Source organism: Roseovarius sp. MMSF_3359 (assembly GCF_030733385.1).
In the GTDB taxonomy this organism is placed as follows: Bacteria; Pseudomonadota; Alphaproteobacteria; order Rhodobacterales; family Rhodobacteraceae; genus Roseovarius.
In genome coordinates this window covers 458,146-473,990 of the sequence record NZ_JASHJC010000001.1, presented here as the reverse complement: position 1 = coordinate 473,990, position 15,845 = coordinate 458,146, and the positions used below count along the sequence as shown (strand labels likewise).

The following is a 15,845-nucleotide window of genomic DNA, read 5'->3' as shown; positions in this document are numbered from 1 at the left end:
TGGTGGGGACATCCCCACCGTTCAAAAGAGGACAGATATGCCAAAACGCTTTCGCCTGACCCGCCGTTTCAATGCTGCCATGACCGAAGACGGGTATCGGCGGCTCAGGAAATTCGCCCAAGAGGCAGGGTTGGACGAGGGCGAGGCACTCTCTTTCCTCTTTGAAAACTTCGACAGCGTGATCAATGAAGACACGTTTTCGCACCGGCTCAGGATCTTCAACTCCGAACTCGAGGCCCGAAAGAAATGAAATCTGTTCTTCGCATAGTGGGGTTGGGCGTTTCCGCAATCCTGTTGACGGCCACGCTCGCGATCGCCGCCGACTACACCGAGGCTGAAAAACAGGCGCTGAAAGACCGCGTGTCTAGCTTCCAGCAGGCTTTCGCCACCGGCGATTTCGCGACCATCGTCGATGTCATACCGCCAAAGATGCTGCACCACATGGCCACCCGCGCCAACACGGATGCGTCCGCGTTGCGCACGCAGTTGATCGCGCTGACCGAAACGTCGATGAAGGAAGTCGTCGTCGATGACATCAAGATGGATCTCGACCAGATCCGCTATGAAACGACCCCGACGGATGCGCCTTATGCGCTAGTCCCGACCGATTTCACGTTCACTCTTGCCGATGGCACGACCTTGCGTTCGGAATCCATGACGCTCGCCCTTCGCGACGCCGAGACATGGTATCTTGTGCGGGTTCAGGAAGGCGCGCAACTTTTGGTGCTCACCGAAGTTTACCCGGAATTCAAAGGGGTGGATTTCGGCAAGGGCCGTTTGACGGTTCCGGATTAAGGCAGGAGGGCGGCGAAATGGCATCACGCTGGATGACAGAAGAGCACCAGATGCTGTCGGAGATGACGGCGAAGTTCATCAACGACGAATGGACGCCGCATTACGAACGCTGGCGCAAGCAGGGCGAGATGGATCGCGGTTCGTGGAACGAGGCGGGTGCCTTGGGTCTGCTCTGCCCGTCGATCCCCGAAGAATACGGCGGCGCGGGCGGTGATTTCGGCCATGAGGCGGTGATCTGCATGGAGCAATCCCGCGCCAACCTGGCCAGTTGGGGCAACCCCATACATTCCGGTATCGTCGCGCATTACATCCTGGCCTATGGCAGCGAGGAGCAGAAGAAACGCTGGCTACCCAAGATGGTGTCGGGCGAGATGGTGGGCGCACTTGCGATGACAGAACCGGGCGCGGGCTCGGACCTGCAAGGCATGAAAACCAAGGCCCTGCGCGACGGCAATGCGTATCGCCTCTCGGGACAAAAGACCTTCATCACCAACGGCCAGCATGCCGAGTTGATCGTCGTTGCCGCCAAGACCGACCCCAAGGAAGGCGCCAAGGGCATCTCGCTCGTAGTTGTGGAAACCGAAGGCGCGGAAGGCTTCTCCCGCGGTCGCAATCTGGAAAAAGTCGGCCTACATGCGGGGGATACCTCCGAGCTTTTCTTCGATAATGTGGAAATCCCGCCGGAGAATATTCTGGGCGGCGAAGAGGGCCGCGGCTTCTACCAGATGATGGAACAACTGCCGCAGGAACGCCTGATCATCGCCTGTGGTGCGCAGGGCGCCATGGAAGGCGCAGTCGAACGCACGATCGCCTATGTCAACGAACGCGAAGCCTTCGGTGCGCCCCTGACCCAGTTCCAGAACACCCGTTTCAAGCTGGCCGAATGCCTGACCAAGACCAAAGTCGCCCGCGCATTCCTCGACGAATGCATCACCGAGCACATGCAGGGCGCGCTGACCGTCGAAAAGGCGGCGATGGCCAAATACTGGATGACCGACACGCAATGCGACGTGCTAGATGAATGCGTGCAGCTCCACGGCGGTTACGGCTTCATGCAGGAATACGCGGTCGCGGAAATGTGGGCTGACGCCCGTGTCCAACGCATCTACGGTGGCACCAACGAGATCATGAAAGAGCTGATTTCGAGAGGGTTTTCCGAAACCAAATCCACGTAGCGCAGTTGGACAACAGGGAGCAGGACAATGACGATCAAACTCTATTGCATGGGCGAAAGCGGAAATGCCTACAAGGCGGCGCTGGCGCTGGAACTGAGCGGCCTCGACTGGGAGCCGGTGTTCGTCGATTTCTTTGGCGGCGAAACCCGCAGCGAGGAATTCCGCAAGATCAACGTCATGGGCGAAGTGCCCGTGCTGGTCGATGGTGACACCACGCTCACCCAATCCGGCGTCATGCAGATGTATATCACCGAAAAAACCGGCAAATTCGGCGGCAAGGACGCGGCTGAGCAGCGCGAAGTCATGCGGTGGGTTTTCTGGGACAACCACAAGCTCAGCTCTCAGGCTGGGATGACCCGTTTCCTGATGAACTTCCTGCCCGAAGATAAGCGCCCGATGGAGGTCATCCACTTCATGCAGGGCCGTCTCAAGGCCGCCTATCACTCTCTCAATGCCCATCTCGATGGCCGTGACTGGATCGTCGGTGACGGCATCACCAATGCCGACATCTCCTGCTGCGGCTACCTCTTCTACCCCGAGCCTTTCGGTTTCGACCGCAAGGATTGGCCCCATATCGACCGGTGGCTTTCGAACATCGAAAACACCCCCGGCTGGAAACACCCCTATGACCTGATGCCCGGCTCCCCCGCGGACAGAGCGTGAAGAAAGACCTCGGAATGGCAAACTTGATTGACAAAATCGCACTGTGGAGACGGGGCATCTTCAAGGAAGTGAGTTTCGGCAACCGCCGCACGATCTTTCAGACCAAAGACAGTCTGAATCCGATTGCTCTGAAGTTCAGCTATGCCGGAAATGTCCAATATCACCTGCTGTCAGACTCGGATGTCGAACAACTCGCCAACAAGCTCAACACATTCCTAGAACAAGGAAAAATCTCATGACCGACGCCTTTATCTATGACGCCGTGCGCACCCCGCGCGGTAAGGGCCGCAAGGACGGCAGCCTGCACGAAGTGACCGCCGTGCGCCTCAGCTCGCAGGTGCTGAACGCACTGAAGGACCGTAATGGGCTCGACGGCCACGCGGTCGAGGACGTGATCTGGGGCAACGTCACTCAAGTGAAGGAACAAGGTGGCTGCCTGGCGCGGACCGCCGTGCTGGCCTCGGATCTCGACGAGTCGATTCCCGGCCTGGCGATCAACCGGTTCTGTGCGAGCGGCATGGAGGCCGTGAACCTGGCGGCGAACCAGGTCAAGGGCGGCGCCGGTGATGCCTATATCGCAGGTGGCGTGGAGATGATGGGCCGTGTCCCCATGGGCAGCGACGGTGCCGCGATTGCGGTGGACCCATCCGTCGCGATGGAGACCTATTTCGTGCCGCAAGGCATCAGCGCGGACATCATCGCAACCGAATACGGCTTCACCCGCGATCAGGCTGACCAACTGGCCATGGCGAGCCAACAACGCGCCGCCGCCGCCTGGGAAGACAAGCGGTTCGACAAATCCGTCATCACCGTGACTGATCAGAACGGCCTGACGATCCTTGACCATGACGAATACATGCGCCCCGGCACCGATATGCAATCCCTAGGTGGGCTGAACCCCGCCTTCCAGCAGATGGGCGAGGTGATGCCGGGTTTTGACGCTGTGGCCAAGCTGAAATACCCGCACCTGGAGAAGATCAATCACATCCACCACGCGGGCAATTCCTCGGGCATCGTCGATGGCTCCGCCGGTGTGCTGATCGGCAACGAAGAGTTCGGCAAGAAATACGGGCTGAAGCCCCGCGCGCGGATCAAGCAAACCTGCAAGATCGGTACCGACCCCACGATCATGCTGACCGGCCCGGTCCCTGCCACGGAAAAAATCCTCGCGGATTCAGGCATGAAGATTGGCGATATCGACCTTTTCGAGGTCAATGAAGCCTTCGCCTCGGTTGTTCTGCGCTTCCAGCAGGCCTTTGATGTCGACCCCGAGCTGGTCAATGTCAATGGTGGGTCCATCGCCATGGGCCACCCGCTTGGCGCCACCGGCGCAATCATCATCGGCACGCTGCTGGACGAGCTGGAGCGTACCGACAAAGAGGTGGGCCTTGCCACGCTCTGCATCGCGTCGGGCATGGGTGCGGCCACGATCATCGAGCGGGTCTGAACGATGCCGGTCATCGACACATCCAAAATCGAGCCACGCACCGGGTCGATCTATCCCGCGCCCTATGACGCGGAGATGGCCGGGCGGTCCTCCCTGCGTCTTGGCGATGCGGGTGGGCTCACGCAGTTCGGCGCGAACCTCGTGATGCTGGAGCCCGGGGCGAAATCCTCGCTGCGCCACTGGCATCAGAACGAGGATGAATTCGTGATGGTGACAGAGGGTGTGTGCACCCTGATCGACGACAATGGCGAGACCGACATGCACCCCGGCGATTGCGCGGCCTTCCCGGCCAATGACCCCAACGGGCATCACCTGGTCAACCGCACCGGTGCGCCGGTGGCGTTTCTGGTGATCGGCACGCGCACCACGGACGAAACGGCCACCTATTCGGACGTAGACCTCAAAGTGCGGCTCAAGGACGGCACCGCCACCTTCACCCGGCGGGACGGATCGGCGCTGTGATCGGACGCGGCATCATCTCTGCCACGCTCGCGGGTCTGGCGCTTTTCGCCACATCGGCTCTTGCCGGTGTGGTCGAAGGCGACAGCCCGGATCCCGTGGCCGAGCTGAATACCTTCTACACCAAGATCTGCCGCTGGACGGAGGGCCAACGCATCCCGGTTGAGGTGGTCGACATCACCCATGACGGCGTTGACGATTACCTCTTTACCTACGACATCGCCTGCCGTGGCTTTGCCGATGCCTTCACCGGGACAGCCGGCACCGCCCGGCAGATCTGGGCCAGCATTGCGGACGGCACCTACCTGCGCATTCTTGATGTGAACGCTCTCGCGCTCACCTTCGAGAACCGGGAAGGTCACGAACTCATCATCCTGCAACATCGGGGCGATTACTGCATGACGGCCGACGCGGCCCCGTGCTTCCTGACCCTGGAATTCACCGAAAATCAGCTGATCTGGGCCGATGCCGAGTTTCAGCACCCATCCATGGACGCCCGGCTCCGCCTTCTGGAAGCCGAGCAAGAGGAGACCACAAATGACTGATTTCACCATGAAAACCGACGCCGACGGCGTGGCCATCATCACCTGGGACACGGTTGGCAAGTCGATGAATGTGATGAACCAGCAAGGGTTCATCGACCTGGATGCGCTGATCGACGCGGCGCTGGCGGATGATGCGGTCAAGGGCATCATCCTGACCTCGGGCAAGGACGGGTCCTTCGCGGGAGGCATGGACCTCAACATCATCGCCAAGATGAAGGAAAGCGCGGGCGACAACCCCGCCAAGGGCCTCATGGACGGGCTGATGCAGACCCATGCCATCCTGCGCAAGATCGAACGCGGCGGCATGGACGACAAGAACAAGGGCGGCAAGCCCATCGCCTGCTGCCTGCCCGGCACCGCGCTTGGCATCGGTCTGGAAATCCCGCTGGCCTGTCATCGCATCTTTGCCGCCGATAATCCCAAGGCCAAGATCGGCCTGCCTGAAATCATGGTCGGCATCTTCCCCGGCATGGGCGGCACCGCTCGGCTCACGCGCAAGCTGGGCGCCATGGGCGCCTCGCCCTTCCTGCTCGAAGGCAAGCTGAGCGATCCGAAGAAAGCCAAATCCGGCGGGTTGATCGATGAGGTTGTGCCAGCGGACGAGCTGATCTCGAAAGCCAAGGAATGGATTTTGAGCGAGCCGAAATTCGTCAAGCCTTGGGATGAGAAGGGATACAAGATCCCCGGCGGCGAACCCTACCACCCTGCTGGTTTCATGACCTTCGTCGGTGCTTCCGCCATGGTCAACGGCAAGACCCAAGGCGCGTTCCCCGCCGCCAAGGCGCTGTTGTCGGCGGTTTACGAAGGCACGCAGGTGCCGTTTGACACCGCGCTCAAGATCGAGGCGCGCTGGTTCACCAATGTGCTGATGAACCCAAGCTCGGCAGCGATGATCCGCTCGCTTTTCATCAACAAGGAGGCGCTGGAGAAAGGCGCGAACCGCCCCGAAGCCCCAGACCAGACGGTCAAGAAGGTCGGCGTCATGGGCGCGGGCATGATGGGTGCCGGCATCGCGCTGGTCTCGGCCATGGCGGGGATGGAGGTCGTGCTGATCGACCAGAAACAGGAGGCCGCAGACCGCGGCAAATCCTACACCGCCGATTACCTCGACAAGGGCATCAAGCGCGGCAAGGCGACCGAGGAGAAGAAGGAAAAGGTGCTGTCGCTTATCACCGCGACGACCGATTACGACGCGCTCAAGGGCTCTGATCTCATCATCGAGGCGGTGTTCGAAGACCCCGCCATCAAGGCCGAGGTCACCAAGGCGGTCGAGGCCGTTGTGGGCGAGGATTGCATCTTTGCCACCAACACCTCGACCCTGCCGATCAGCGATCTTGCCAAGGCCAGCGCACGGCCTGAGCAATTCATCGGCATCCACTTCTTCTCGCCGGTCGAGAAGATGTTCCTGGTCGAGATCATCAAGGGCCAGGAAACCGGTGACCGCGCGGTGGCCAAGGCGCTGGACTACGTGCGTCAGATCAAAAAGACGCCGATTGTCGTCAACGACGCGCGGTTCTTTTACTGCAACCGCTGCATCATTCCTTACATCAACGAAGGCATCCGCATGGTGGCCGAGGGTGTGGCGCCGTCGCTCATCGACAATGCCGCGCGTCAACTGGGCTTCCCGGTCGGGCCGCTGCAACTGGTGGACGAGACGTCGATTGACCTTGGCGCCAAGATTGCCCGCGCCACCCGCGCCGCTATGGGGGATGACTACCCCGATGGCGCCGTGGACGAGGTGATCTTCTGGATGGAAGAGCAAGGCCGGTTGGGCCGCAAATCCAACGCGGGCTTCTTCGACTACGACGAGAAGGGCAAACGCCAGGGCTATTGGGAAGGCCTGGAAGCACAATATCCCCGCGCCGACGAGCAGCCGGACCTCATCACGGTTCAACATCGCCTGATGTTCGCGCAGGTTCTGGAGGCCGTGCGGGCGCTCGAAGAAGATGTGCTTGAGGACATCCGCGAAGGGGACGTCGGCGCGATCCTGGCCTGGGGCTTTGCCCCGTGGTCCGGTGGCCCGTTCAGCTGGCTCGACATCATCGGCACGCCCTATGCGGCCGAGCGGTGCGACCAACTGACCGAAGCGTTCGGCCCGCGTTTCACGACGCCCGACCTGCTGCGCGACATGGCTCAGAAAAATCAGAGCTTCTACGGCCGTTTTGGCCAGCAGGCGACCGCGGCCTGAGCGCCGTCTGACCCCTCGCCAAAAACAAGGAGCCGCCCATTACGGGCGGCTCTTTTTTGTCCTGGGCGGTTAGAGAAACGGCTCAGAGAAGCAGGACCTGCGTCCCGATGGCAGCTTCGTTAAACAACGCCTCGATATGGTTGTTGTAGAGCCCGATACAGCCGGAAGAGGACATCCGGCCAATCTTGCGCGTGTCATGGGTGCCGTGGATCAGGTAGGCGGGCCAGGACAGATAAAGTGCATGGGTGCCCAACGGGTTCCCCTCGCCCGGCGGCATGAACTCGGGCAGCGACGGGTCGCGTTCGCGCATGGAGGCCGTCGGCGTCCAGCTTGGCCCAACCTTGCGGCGCACGATCTCGGTATAGCCGCGTCGGGTCAGCTCTTCGGTCTTGGGAACGGACGAGGGAAACAGCCGATAGGTCGCATCATCAGGCGCCCAATAATGCAACGCCCGGCTGTCGATATCCGCGACGATCGCGCCCTTGCCCAAGGTATCGAAATGGTCGCTCCAATGGCGCGTGACGAAGGACGACGCATTCCGGCGGACCGCATCGGACACGGGAACATCGCTGGCGCGCAAAATCGTCGGGCTGGCCAAACTTGCCAGGCCGCCAAGGATTGCCGCGCGGCGGGTGGGGTTGGAATGCCTCATTTCGTCACGATCCTGTCTCATTGCTCGTTGCCCGAACATAGTTCGGGCGCCCCGGCGTTACCACAGGCCGCGGCGCGGGATCACGCAGAATTAATGGATCGTGATTTGCCATCGACCTAGGGGGCCGCGGGGGTGTCCTGGCTAAAGATGTTGATCCAGGATGCACCGCGCCGTTGCCAGATTGAACTGACATACATCACTTCTGCCCGCGGACCAGACGGGCGTTCGAAATCCGCGCGGTAGGACAGGATCGCGTGATCCGGGCCAAGCGCCCGCGCGCGCAGGTCGGACAGGGTGTAGGCCTTTATCGTGGGGCCGTCTTCGAGTTGCCCGATATGGGCCGCCTTGCCGGAAAAGCCGTCCGGATAAACACCGAGGAAACTTTCGTCCAACGCGGCTGCATCCGCCTTGGCATCGCCCCGCAACAGCGCGTCCCAGACGGCACATTCACAAGCGGTCAATTCGGCCAGCAGACCGTCCGCGTTGCCATTGGTTTCCGTCATGGGCGATCTCCTGCAAGTGCAGGCGCAAGAAACCAGATGCCGGCACCTGCCGCAACCGTCGGTCTGGCGCAAAAAACCGCGCGGCCCCCATGCACTGGCCGCGCGGTTTCTTTTTGCCGCCTCTTTCTGCCCGTCAGGCGGCGACCATGCTTTCGCACGGGGACACGTCGCAGATCGCCGCGGTGGCGGTCTGTATTTCCTTGGCCAGCACGCGCGCTTCGCGCAACGGCCGCACCACGTAGGATGACTGCTCGACCGGTTCGAATGCATGCTCCAGAAGGTCGCGGGCCGAGGGGCAGAAGAAAAGCGCCCCGCTGTTGCCAAAAACCACCTGGTCACTTTCGAAATGCAGTGTGAACACCTCGAAATCCTGCTCTGGTTCAATCCGGCGAATGCCGTTCACCCCTTCCAGCGCCGCGGCCGGTATCAGGGTGAAGGGATCGCCATACACTTCCTCTGCAGCGTCACTTTCGATCATCACGCTTTGGTGCGGCAACAGCAACATGACATCGCGATTGCCCAACGCACCGGCCGCGACCTCCAGCGGCCAGAAACGCTTCGGACACGGGCCTTGACCCGACCAGAGCGTGTTGCGTGTGATCTTGCTAATGGGCTGCATCCCGGCGTCAAAGGTCAATACCTTGTCGCCTTCGGTCAACGCCTCAACCTTTCTCCATCCCATCGTCGAGGCGACTTTGGTGCTTACCGTCAGGCCCGTCATCACCCCGGCGGCACCGCCATCATAGGCGCCTGATGTTTCCGACACGCGGTGGGTTTTCCCATCTGTTTGCGATGTCCATCCAAGCATTTCTTGCATCCCCTCACGAAGTATCCGGTGGCAGCCGGAGTGTGGCGTTAACCAGTTTACTTTGCGGGCAGGATTTGCCGGTCCTTTGGCCGAAACGGGGCGGAATTAAGGCAATGTCGCCGCATTGTGGCCAATCGGGAATCCGGCATCGGGATTGTTCGCAAATAGGCCGGGGTTATCCACCTATATAGGAGGATTCCGGTGCCAACCTTAACCGAATCGGTAGCCGAAGCGCCCGATATCCACCGCGGAAATGTCCGCCACAAGGCTGCGGTCCGCATCGGAGTAATAGTCCACATAGGGTTTGGTCCGCGCCGACCGGTTGATCCACGGCAATTCCAACGCGAAGCCCAGATGGTCCCAAAGGACCCGGGCATCGGTATCGAACTGCTCAAGCCGCAGATAGGCATCACACTGCTCCTGTCCGTCGCATCCGGTCATGTGATGCGCGTAGGGTTCGGCCCGGAGTGCCGCGATGGTATCGGGCGCATTGAGAAACCCGCTGAAATCCCGGGCCTTCGCGAGCACCACCGCCGGATGATCGAATGACTGTTCCCGGAGCCAGTGATAGTAGCTCACCACCCTGTCCCAGGGGTTGCGCACGAGGGTAAAGGTAAAGGCCCGGCGGATATCGTCCGGCGGGACCAACCCGTCGATATCCGCGAGCGTACTGTGTTTCCAAAGCCGACCGGCAGATTTGATCCCCTTGATCCGGCCTCGCCGCCTGAGCGCCTTGGGTGTGTCCCCGATCAGGATGTCATCGGCCATCGCCCGCCCTTCCAGGGCCAGCGCCAACGACGTGCCGCCGGTCTTCGGGATATGAACAAAGATATAGTTGCGCCCGGGCGAGATGATCATGCCACGCAGGCTAGGGGCAGGCCGGGCCAATTTCAATTGTCTGACATTTAAAAATTGATCGGCGGCGCTTTTTCAATATTCTCAGTTAACCGTGCCGAGGGACAGAATCAGGGAGGATCCGATGGGCTGGATGAAAGACGAAACCGGGCTGGAGAAGAACGCCGCCAATTTCGTGCCACTGACCCCCCTGTCGCACCTGCGCCGAGCCGCGCATCTTTATCCGGGCTATGACGCTGTCGTCTACGGTCAAACGCGGCGCAGCTATGGCGAGTATTACGAACGCTGCACCCGGCTGGCCTCGGGTCTGGCGAAACTGGGCGTGGCCCCGGGCGATGTGGTCGCCACGATCATCCCCAACGTCCCCGCGCAGGCCGAAGCGCATTTTGGCGTCCCTGCGTGCAGCGCGGTCCTGAACACGATCAACACCCGGCTTGAGGCGGGCACGGTCGGCTATATCTTTGATCATGGCGAGGCCAAAGTCGTGTTGGTCGATACGCAATTCCTGCCTTTGGCGCTCAATGCCATTGACCAGATGGAAGGCCCTGCCCCGATCATCATCGAGGTTGCCGATGAACAGGCGGGCCTGCCCGCGACCGGCGACCACCAGACCTATGAAGAGCTTCTGGCCAGCGGCGATCCCGATTTCGCCTGGATCATGCCCGAGGATGAATGGGAAAGCATCTCGCTCAACTACACCTCCGGCACCACCGGGCGGCCCAAGGGCGTGGTGTGTCATCACCGCGGCGCCTACCTGATGACGATGGGCACCGCGATCAGTTGGGAGATGGCCCGGCACCCGCGCTACCTGACCATTGTGCCGCTCTTTCATTGCAACGGCTGGAACCATACCTGGATGATGCCAATGCTGGGCGGCACGGTGATCTGCCTGCGCGACGTGACGGCCAAGGGGATTTATGACCTGATCGCCGATGAAAAGGTGACCCATTTCGGCGGAGCGCCTATCGTTCTCAACACCATCGTGAACGCGGATGAGGCCGACCGGCGCGACTTTGACCATATCGTCAAGGTCTTCACCGCCGGCGCGCCGCCGCCCGCGGCCACGCTGCGCAAGATCGAACCGCTCGGGTTTGACGTGACGCAGGTTTACGGTCTGACCGAAACCTATGGCCATGTGACCGAATGCCTGTGGCACAGCGAATGGGACAACAAGCCCGATGATGAACGCTATGCCATCAAGGCCCGCACCGGGGTGTTGATGCCGATGGCCGAGGACATCACCTCGATGGACGCCGAGGCGATGGCGCAGATCCCGATGGATAGCGAGACCCAGGGCGAGATCATGATCCGCGGCAACACGGTGATGAAAGGGTATCTCAAGAACCCCGAGGCGACGGCGGAATGTTTCGCGGGCGGCTATTTCCATTCCGGCGACATCGCGCTGCAACATCCCGACGGCTATCTCAAGATCGCGGATCGCGCCAAGGACATCATCATCTCGGGCGGGGAAAACATCTCGTCGGTCGAGGTCGAAGGCGTGCTGATGGCCCATCCCGATGTGCTGCTTTGTGCGGTCGTGGCCAAGCCGGATGAGAAATGGGGCGAGGTGCCGTGCGCCTTTGTCGAGTTGAAAAAGGATGCACCCGAGGACGAGGCCGGGCTGATCGCCTATTGTCGCGAAAATCTGGCCGGGTTCAAAACCCCCAAGCGTGTGGTTTTCCAGGAGTTGCCAAAGACCTCGACCGGCAAGATCCAGAAGTTTGAACTGCGGAAAGTGGCGCAGGGAATCTGACCCGCCGGCCCCGCGCCAATGGGGCCGATTTGGGAATTTCCGGCTTTGCTGTATGCTCGTCTGATCCAAAATCATGACGGGGGACCAGATGGCGAAGGACTCAAACGGCAAGATTTCCAACAAGGCCTATCTAGAAGAACTGACGCGACTGCAGATTGAACTGGTCAAGCTGCAGGAATGGGTCAAGGAGACGGGCCACCGCGTTGCGATCATATTCGAAGGCCGCGATGCCGCGGGCAAGGGCGGCACGATCAAGCGCATCACAGAGGCGTTGAACCCACGGGTCTGTCAGGTGGTGGCCCTTCCCGCCCCGACCGAACGGGAAAAGACCCAATGGTATTTCCAACGCTACGTCGCGCATCTGCCCGCTGCGGGGGAGATCATGATTTTCGACCGCTCGTGGTACAACCGCGCGGGCGTCGAGCGGGTGATGGGGTTCTGCACGGATCGCGAATACCGGGAATTCCTGCGCAGTTGTCCCGAATTCGAACGCATGTTGGTCCGGTCGGGCATCCAACTCATCAAGTACTGGTTTTCGGTCAGTGACGAAGAGCAGGAACGCCGGTTCCAGAAACGCCTGACCGATCCGACGAAGCAGTGGAAACTGAGCCCGATGGACCTCGAAAGCCGCAAGAGGTGGGTCGATTATTCAAAGGCCAAAGACGACATGTTCGCCCATACGGACATCAAGCAGGCGCCGTGGCATGTGGTCTCGTCGGACATCAAGAAACACGCACGGCTGAATTGCATCAACCATCTGCTGTCCCTGATCCCCTATGAGGAGGTGGCGCGTGACCCGGTCGTGCTGGAGGATCGCCCGCCGCAAAAGGGATATGTCCGCCCGCCGATGGACGATCAGGAATTTGTCCCCGAGGTACATCGCGACCTGGTGTGAACCCCTCGGTCTCTCTAACGCCGTTTATCCCGTCCCGGTGACGTTAGCACAATTGCCCCGCTGCCTGCGCCCGTGCTAGGCTCCGCGCCAACGAGGCAGAGCAGGCCCACCACGGAATGACGGCACTGGACGAATATCAACGGCTCGAAGCATCGGGCCTTTGGCGCGCGACACCGGATGTGCAGCGTACCGAAGTGATCGTCTCCATCGGCGATGCCACCCTCATCATCACCGACCTGCGCGAACAACCCCTGGCCCATTGGTCCATCCCCGCGGTGCAGCGCGCCAATCCGGGCAGACGCCCGGCGATCTATCACCCCGATGGCGACCCGGGCGAGACGCTGGAGCTTTCGGAAAACGAAAAAGAGATGGTGAGTGCCATCGAAAAACTGCGCGCGGCGGTGGAACGCAGGCGCCCGCACCCGGGCAGGCTCCGCCTGGTGGTTTTCCTGGCGTCGATGGCCGCGGTGGTCGCGCTGATGGTGTTCTGGTTGCCGGGGGCGATGCGCGCCCATGCGGTTTCCGTCGTGCCCGACGTCAAAAGGCAGGAAATCGGCGCCGCGCTTCTCGACATCATGCAGCGCATCACCGGCCCAGCCTGTCGCGATGCCGAAGGGACTGCCGCGCTGATGCAACTGGCCGCGCGGCTGCCCGCCGCGAACGGCCCTGGCCGCATTATCGTTGTGCGCGGCGGTGTCCGCGATGCAACCCACCTGCCGGGCGGTACGATCCTCGTCAATCGCGCATTGGTCGAAGATCACGAAGACCCGGATGTGGTCGCGGGTTACATCATTGCCGAAAGGCTGCGGTCCGAGCGGTACGATCCGCTCGAAGAACTGCTGGAACACAAGGGGTTCTGGGCCAGTTTCCAGTTGCTCACAACCGGGGAAATCCGGCCCGAACTCCTGCAATCCTATGCGCAGCATCTGCTGACCGGGGACAAGACCGTGCTTTCCGATGAGGTGATGCTGTTGGGGTTCCGGTCGTGGTCGGTCCGTTCAACGCCCTATGCCTTCGCGGTCGATATCTCGGGTGAGACCACCCTGGGCCTGATCGAAGCGGACCCCTTTGTCGACGGCTCACCGGATCCGGTTCTCAGCGACGCGAACTGGGTCCGCCTGCAAGGGATTTGTGGCAGTTAAAGCCGGGCGGTGCGTCCGCCAGTGATGGGGATGCACGGCGCATTTAGCCAGAGGCGCGGGCCATATCAACTTATCCGGTCAAAGCGATGAAACTGCGGAGCGGCGCTTACTTCCGCAAACGCGCGTTGCGATAGCCCGACGCGATTACCCGATCATACGCCCCGTCAAGCTGTGCCTGGGTTTGGAATGGCCCGGCGAACACCGCCGGATAGGACACCCCCTTATGCACCACCTTGCCGATGCGGACCGGAAGCCCGGACTTGGCAAGGCGCTTGGCGGCTTTGCGCGCGCTGGTATCGGACTGGAACAGGCCCGCCTGAACATATCTGTGGCTGGCCTTGCGTGGCGCCTTGACCGAGGTCGAGCGTGTCGACAGCGTGGTGGTCGACTGGCTATTGCCCACGGGAACATATTCCGTCGGTTCATACGCCACCGCGCGCCTGTCATCCCGTGTAATCAGCCTGCGCGGCAGGGTTTCGCTCCAGATCTGATCCATCTGCGCCTTGCCGGCCAGGGTCTGATGCGCGCGCTTGGGGTTCAGCCTGTCATCATCCCATGCGGGTTTGTACCCCTTCGGCACGACGATCGCCGGACCATTGATCTGCTGGTTCTCATAGACATGGCGCGGCACCATGCGCACCGGCTCGGTCCGCGCCTGCCGGTAGACATTGACCGACGCGCCCCGGTCATTGTCCCGCCGGACGCGGGTGGTAAACTGCCCGGTTTGCGGTCCGCAGCGGACATTGTCCCCGACCCGCCCAACATATTGCTGCGACACGGCATTGCCGCCGCGACAGGCCGCGGCGCGCCCCTCGTTGGCGGGGATCACCGGTTGCTGCACGGTCGCTGTTTTGCGCGTAGCAGGTTGCTTTTGGGCTTGTTTACGAACTGCCGCCGGAGCCGGTTCTGCGGTGGCCGTCACCTTGGGCGAGGCTGCTTTGCTGGCGAAAGTTGGCTGATACCCGCAGATGACCTTTCGGTTGCGGGTGACACGCGGGACCCAGGTGACGTTGCCGTCAATGCCCGCCCGGATGAACACACACCCCTGGCTGTCGACATATTGCCGACCTTTGTACGAGGCGGGCGGAAACTCCGCCGGCACCAACCCGTTGTTCAGCGATTGCGCCTGTGCGTTGTTCAGGCTGAAGGATGCGGCGATGGCAGCGGCCGCAAACACTCTCGATAGGTTCATTCTGCCCCCCGGCAACAATTCGGGGCAGGTTGCCTCATTTTGGGCGTTTAGTAAACAGTTATGGCTTATTTAGTGCCAAACATTCTGTCACCCGCATCACCTAGTCCCGGCAGGATATACCCCACCTCGTTCAATTTCTCATCCAGAGAGGCCGTGACAATCGGCACATCGGGGTGCGCTTCCTTCATCCGCGCTACCCCTTCCGGCGCCGCCAGAAGACAAAGGAACCGGATATCCTTCGCGCCGGATTGCTTGAGCAGATCAACCGCTGCCGCCGAGGAATTGCCGGTGGCCAGCATCGGATCGACTACGATCACGAGGCGCTCGTCCATGTGATCAGGCACCTTGAAATAATACTGTACCGGCTTCAGCGTTTCTTCGTCCCGGTAGAGCCCGACAAAACCGACCCGCGCCGAGGGGATCAGCTCCAACATGCCGTCAAGCAGACCGTTGCCCGCCCGCAGGATCGAAATCAGCGCCAGTTTGCGCCCGTCGAGCGCGGGGGCATCCATCTCCTGCAAAGGCGTTTCGATCCGGCGCGTGGTCATCGGCAACTGGTCGGTGACCTCATAGGCCAGAAGCTGGCTGATCTCGCGCAGGAGTTGGCGAAACACGGCGGTGGACGTGTCTTTTTCACGCATCAAGGTCAGCTTGTGCTGGATCAGCGGGTGGTTCACGACGGTCAGGTGCTGGGTCATGTACTCTCCTGTCTTTTGATACGTGGCAGCGTATCTGTCTTCCCAGAAACTCCCGTGAAGAGCAATGCCCAACCC

18 protein-coding genes are annotated in these 15,845 nt (G+C 61.1%); 12 read left to right on the top strand and 6 right to left on the bottom strand.

Annotated elements, in window-relative coordinates:
- The first annotated feature begins 37 nt into the window (after positions 1–37).
- The 9 genes from RBB29_RS02425 to RBB29_RS02385 are packed head-to-tail and all read left to right on the top strand — an operon-like array spanning position 38 to position 7,272.
- On the top strand, positions 38–250 hold the full coding sequence (locus RBB29_RS02425) for a hypothetical protein (protein WP_306116146.1): 213 nt from the start codon (positions 38–40) through the stop codon (positions 248–250).
- Complete coding sequence (locus RBB29_RS02420; RefSeq protein ID WP_306116145.1) at positions 247–795, top strand: hypothetical protein; 549 nt, start codon at positions 247–249, stop codon at positions 793–795. The genes RBB29_RS02425 and RBB29_RS02420 overlap by 4 nt, the downstream gene beginning before the upstream one ends.
- A 17-nt stretch (positions 796–812) precedes the next feature.
- A complete protein-coding gene (locus tag RBB29_RS02415) occupies positions 813–1,970 on the top strand; it encodes an acyl-CoA dehydrogenase family protein (protein WP_306116144.1) in 1,158 nt (385 codons plus the stop codon).
- 27 nt (positions 1,971–1,997) lie between these two features.
- Positions 1,998–2,633 carry a glutathione S-transferase family protein gene (locus tag RBB29_RS02410; protein WP_306116143.1) on the top strand — a complete coding sequence of 212 codons (636 nt, stop codon included), beginning with the start codon at positions 1,998–2,000 and terminating at the stop codon, positions 2,631–2,633.
- The gene (locus RBB29_RS02405) at positions 2,630–2,872 is read left to right on the top strand and encodes a hypothetical protein (protein ID WP_306116142.1); all 243 of its coding nucleotides are present in this window, start codon (positions 2,630–2,632) and stop codon (positions 2,870–2,872) included. Before RBB29_RS02410 ends, RBB29_RS02405 begins: the two co-directional genes overlap by 4 nt.
- Entirely contained in the window at positions 2,869–4,080 is a 1,212-nt protein-coding gene (locus RBB29_RS02400; RefSeq protein WP_306116141.1) for an acetyl-CoA C-acetyltransferase, read from the top strand. The genes RBB29_RS02405 and RBB29_RS02400 overlap by 4 nt, the downstream gene beginning before the upstream one ends.
- 3 nt (positions 4,081–4,083) lie before the next feature.
- A complete protein-coding gene (locus RBB29_RS02395) occupies positions 4,084–4,542 on the top strand; it encodes a cupin domain-containing protein (RefSeq protein ID WP_306116140.1) in 459 nt (152 codons plus the stop codon).
- Positions 4,539–5,084 carry a hypothetical protein gene (locus RBB29_RS02390; RefSeq protein ID WP_306116139.1) on the top strand — a complete coding sequence of 182 codons (546 nt, stop codon included), beginning with the start codon at positions 4,539–4,541 and terminating at the stop codon, positions 5,082–5,084. Before RBB29_RS02395 ends, RBB29_RS02390 begins: the two co-directional genes overlap by 4 nt.
- Entirely contained in the window at positions 5,077–7,272 is a 2,196-nt protein-coding gene (locus tag RBB29_RS02385) for a 3-hydroxyacyl-CoA dehydrogenase NAD-binding domain-containing protein (protein ID WP_306116138.1), read from the top strand. The genes RBB29_RS02390 and RBB29_RS02385 overlap by 8 nt, the downstream gene beginning before the upstream one ends.
- Positions 7,273–7,354: 82 nt before the next feature.
- Here the strand turns inward: RBB29_RS02385 and RBB29_RS02380 are convergent, their stop codons facing one another.
- From RBB29_RS02380 to RBB29_RS02365, 4 genes are all read right to left on the bottom strand, one after another.
- Entirely contained in the window at positions 7,355–7,924 is a 570-nt protein-coding gene (locus tag RBB29_RS02380; RefSeq protein ID WP_306116137.1) for a L,D-transpeptidase, read from the bottom strand.
- Between the two features lie 116 nt (positions 7,925–8,040).
- Positions 8,041–8,427: a nuclear transport factor 2 family protein gene (locus RBB29_RS02375; protein ID WP_306116136.1), complete on the bottom strand. Its 387-nt coding sequence runs from the start codon at positions 8,425–8,427 to the stop codon at positions 8,041–8,043.
- A gap of 133 nt (positions 8,428–8,560) precedes the next feature.
- Positions 8,561–9,235 (bottom strand): Hint domain-containing protein, encoded by a 675-nt coding sequence (locus RBB29_RS02370; protein ID WP_306116135.1) that lies wholly within the window; start codon positions 9,233–9,235, stop codon positions 8,561–8,563.
- 210 nt (positions 9,236–9,445) lie between these two features.
- Positions 9,446–10,093, bottom strand: a complete 648-nt coding sequence (locus RBB29_RS02365; protein WP_306116134.1) for a sulfotransferase family 2 domain-containing protein — start codon at positions 10,091–10,093, stop codon at positions 9,446–9,448.
- Positions 10,094–10,214: 121 nt separating this feature from the next.
- On the opposite strand from RBB29_RS02365, the gene RBB29_RS02360 reads away from it, so the two are divergent.
- The 3 genes from RBB29_RS02360 (at position 10,215) to RBB29_RS02350 (ending at position 13,880) form a co-directional block, all read left to right on the top strand.
- Positions 10,215–11,843 carry an AMP-binding protein gene (locus RBB29_RS02360; RefSeq protein ID WP_306116133.1) on the top strand — a complete coding sequence of 543 codons (1,629 nt, stop codon included), beginning with the start codon at positions 10,215–10,217 and terminating at the stop codon, positions 11,841–11,843.
- Between the two features lie 88 nt (positions 11,844–11,931).
- Positions 11,932–12,738, top strand: a complete 807-nt coding sequence (gene ppk2, locus RBB29_RS02355; protein ID WP_306116132.1) for a polyphosphate kinase 2 — start codon at positions 11,932–11,934, stop codon at positions 12,736–12,738.
- A 116-nt stretch (positions 12,739–12,854) separates the two neighbouring features.
- Positions 12,855–13,880 carry a hypothetical protein gene (locus RBB29_RS02350; RefSeq protein ID WP_306116131.1) on the top strand — a complete coding sequence of 342 codons (1,026 nt, stop codon included), beginning with the start codon at positions 12,855–12,857 and terminating at the stop codon, positions 13,878–13,880.
- 106 nt (positions 13,881–13,986) lie between these two features.
- Here the strand turns inward: RBB29_RS02350 and RBB29_RS02345 are convergent, their stop codons facing one another.
- Both RBB29_RS02345 and upp read right to left on the bottom strand, forming a co-directional pair.
- Complete coding sequence (locus RBB29_RS02345) at positions 13,987–15,072, bottom strand: SPOR domain-containing protein (RefSeq protein ID WP_306116130.1); 1,086 nt, start codon at positions 15,070–15,072, stop codon at positions 13,987–13,989.
- A gap of 65 nt (positions 15,073–15,137) precedes the next feature.
- The gene (gene upp / locus RBB29_RS02340) at positions 15,138–15,770 is read right to left on the bottom strand and encodes a uracil phosphoribosyltransferase (RefSeq protein ID WP_306116129.1); all 633 of its coding nucleotides are present in this window, start codon (positions 15,768–15,770) and stop codon (positions 15,138–15,140) included.
- Between the last annotated feature and the right edge of the window lie 75 nt (positions 15,771–15,845).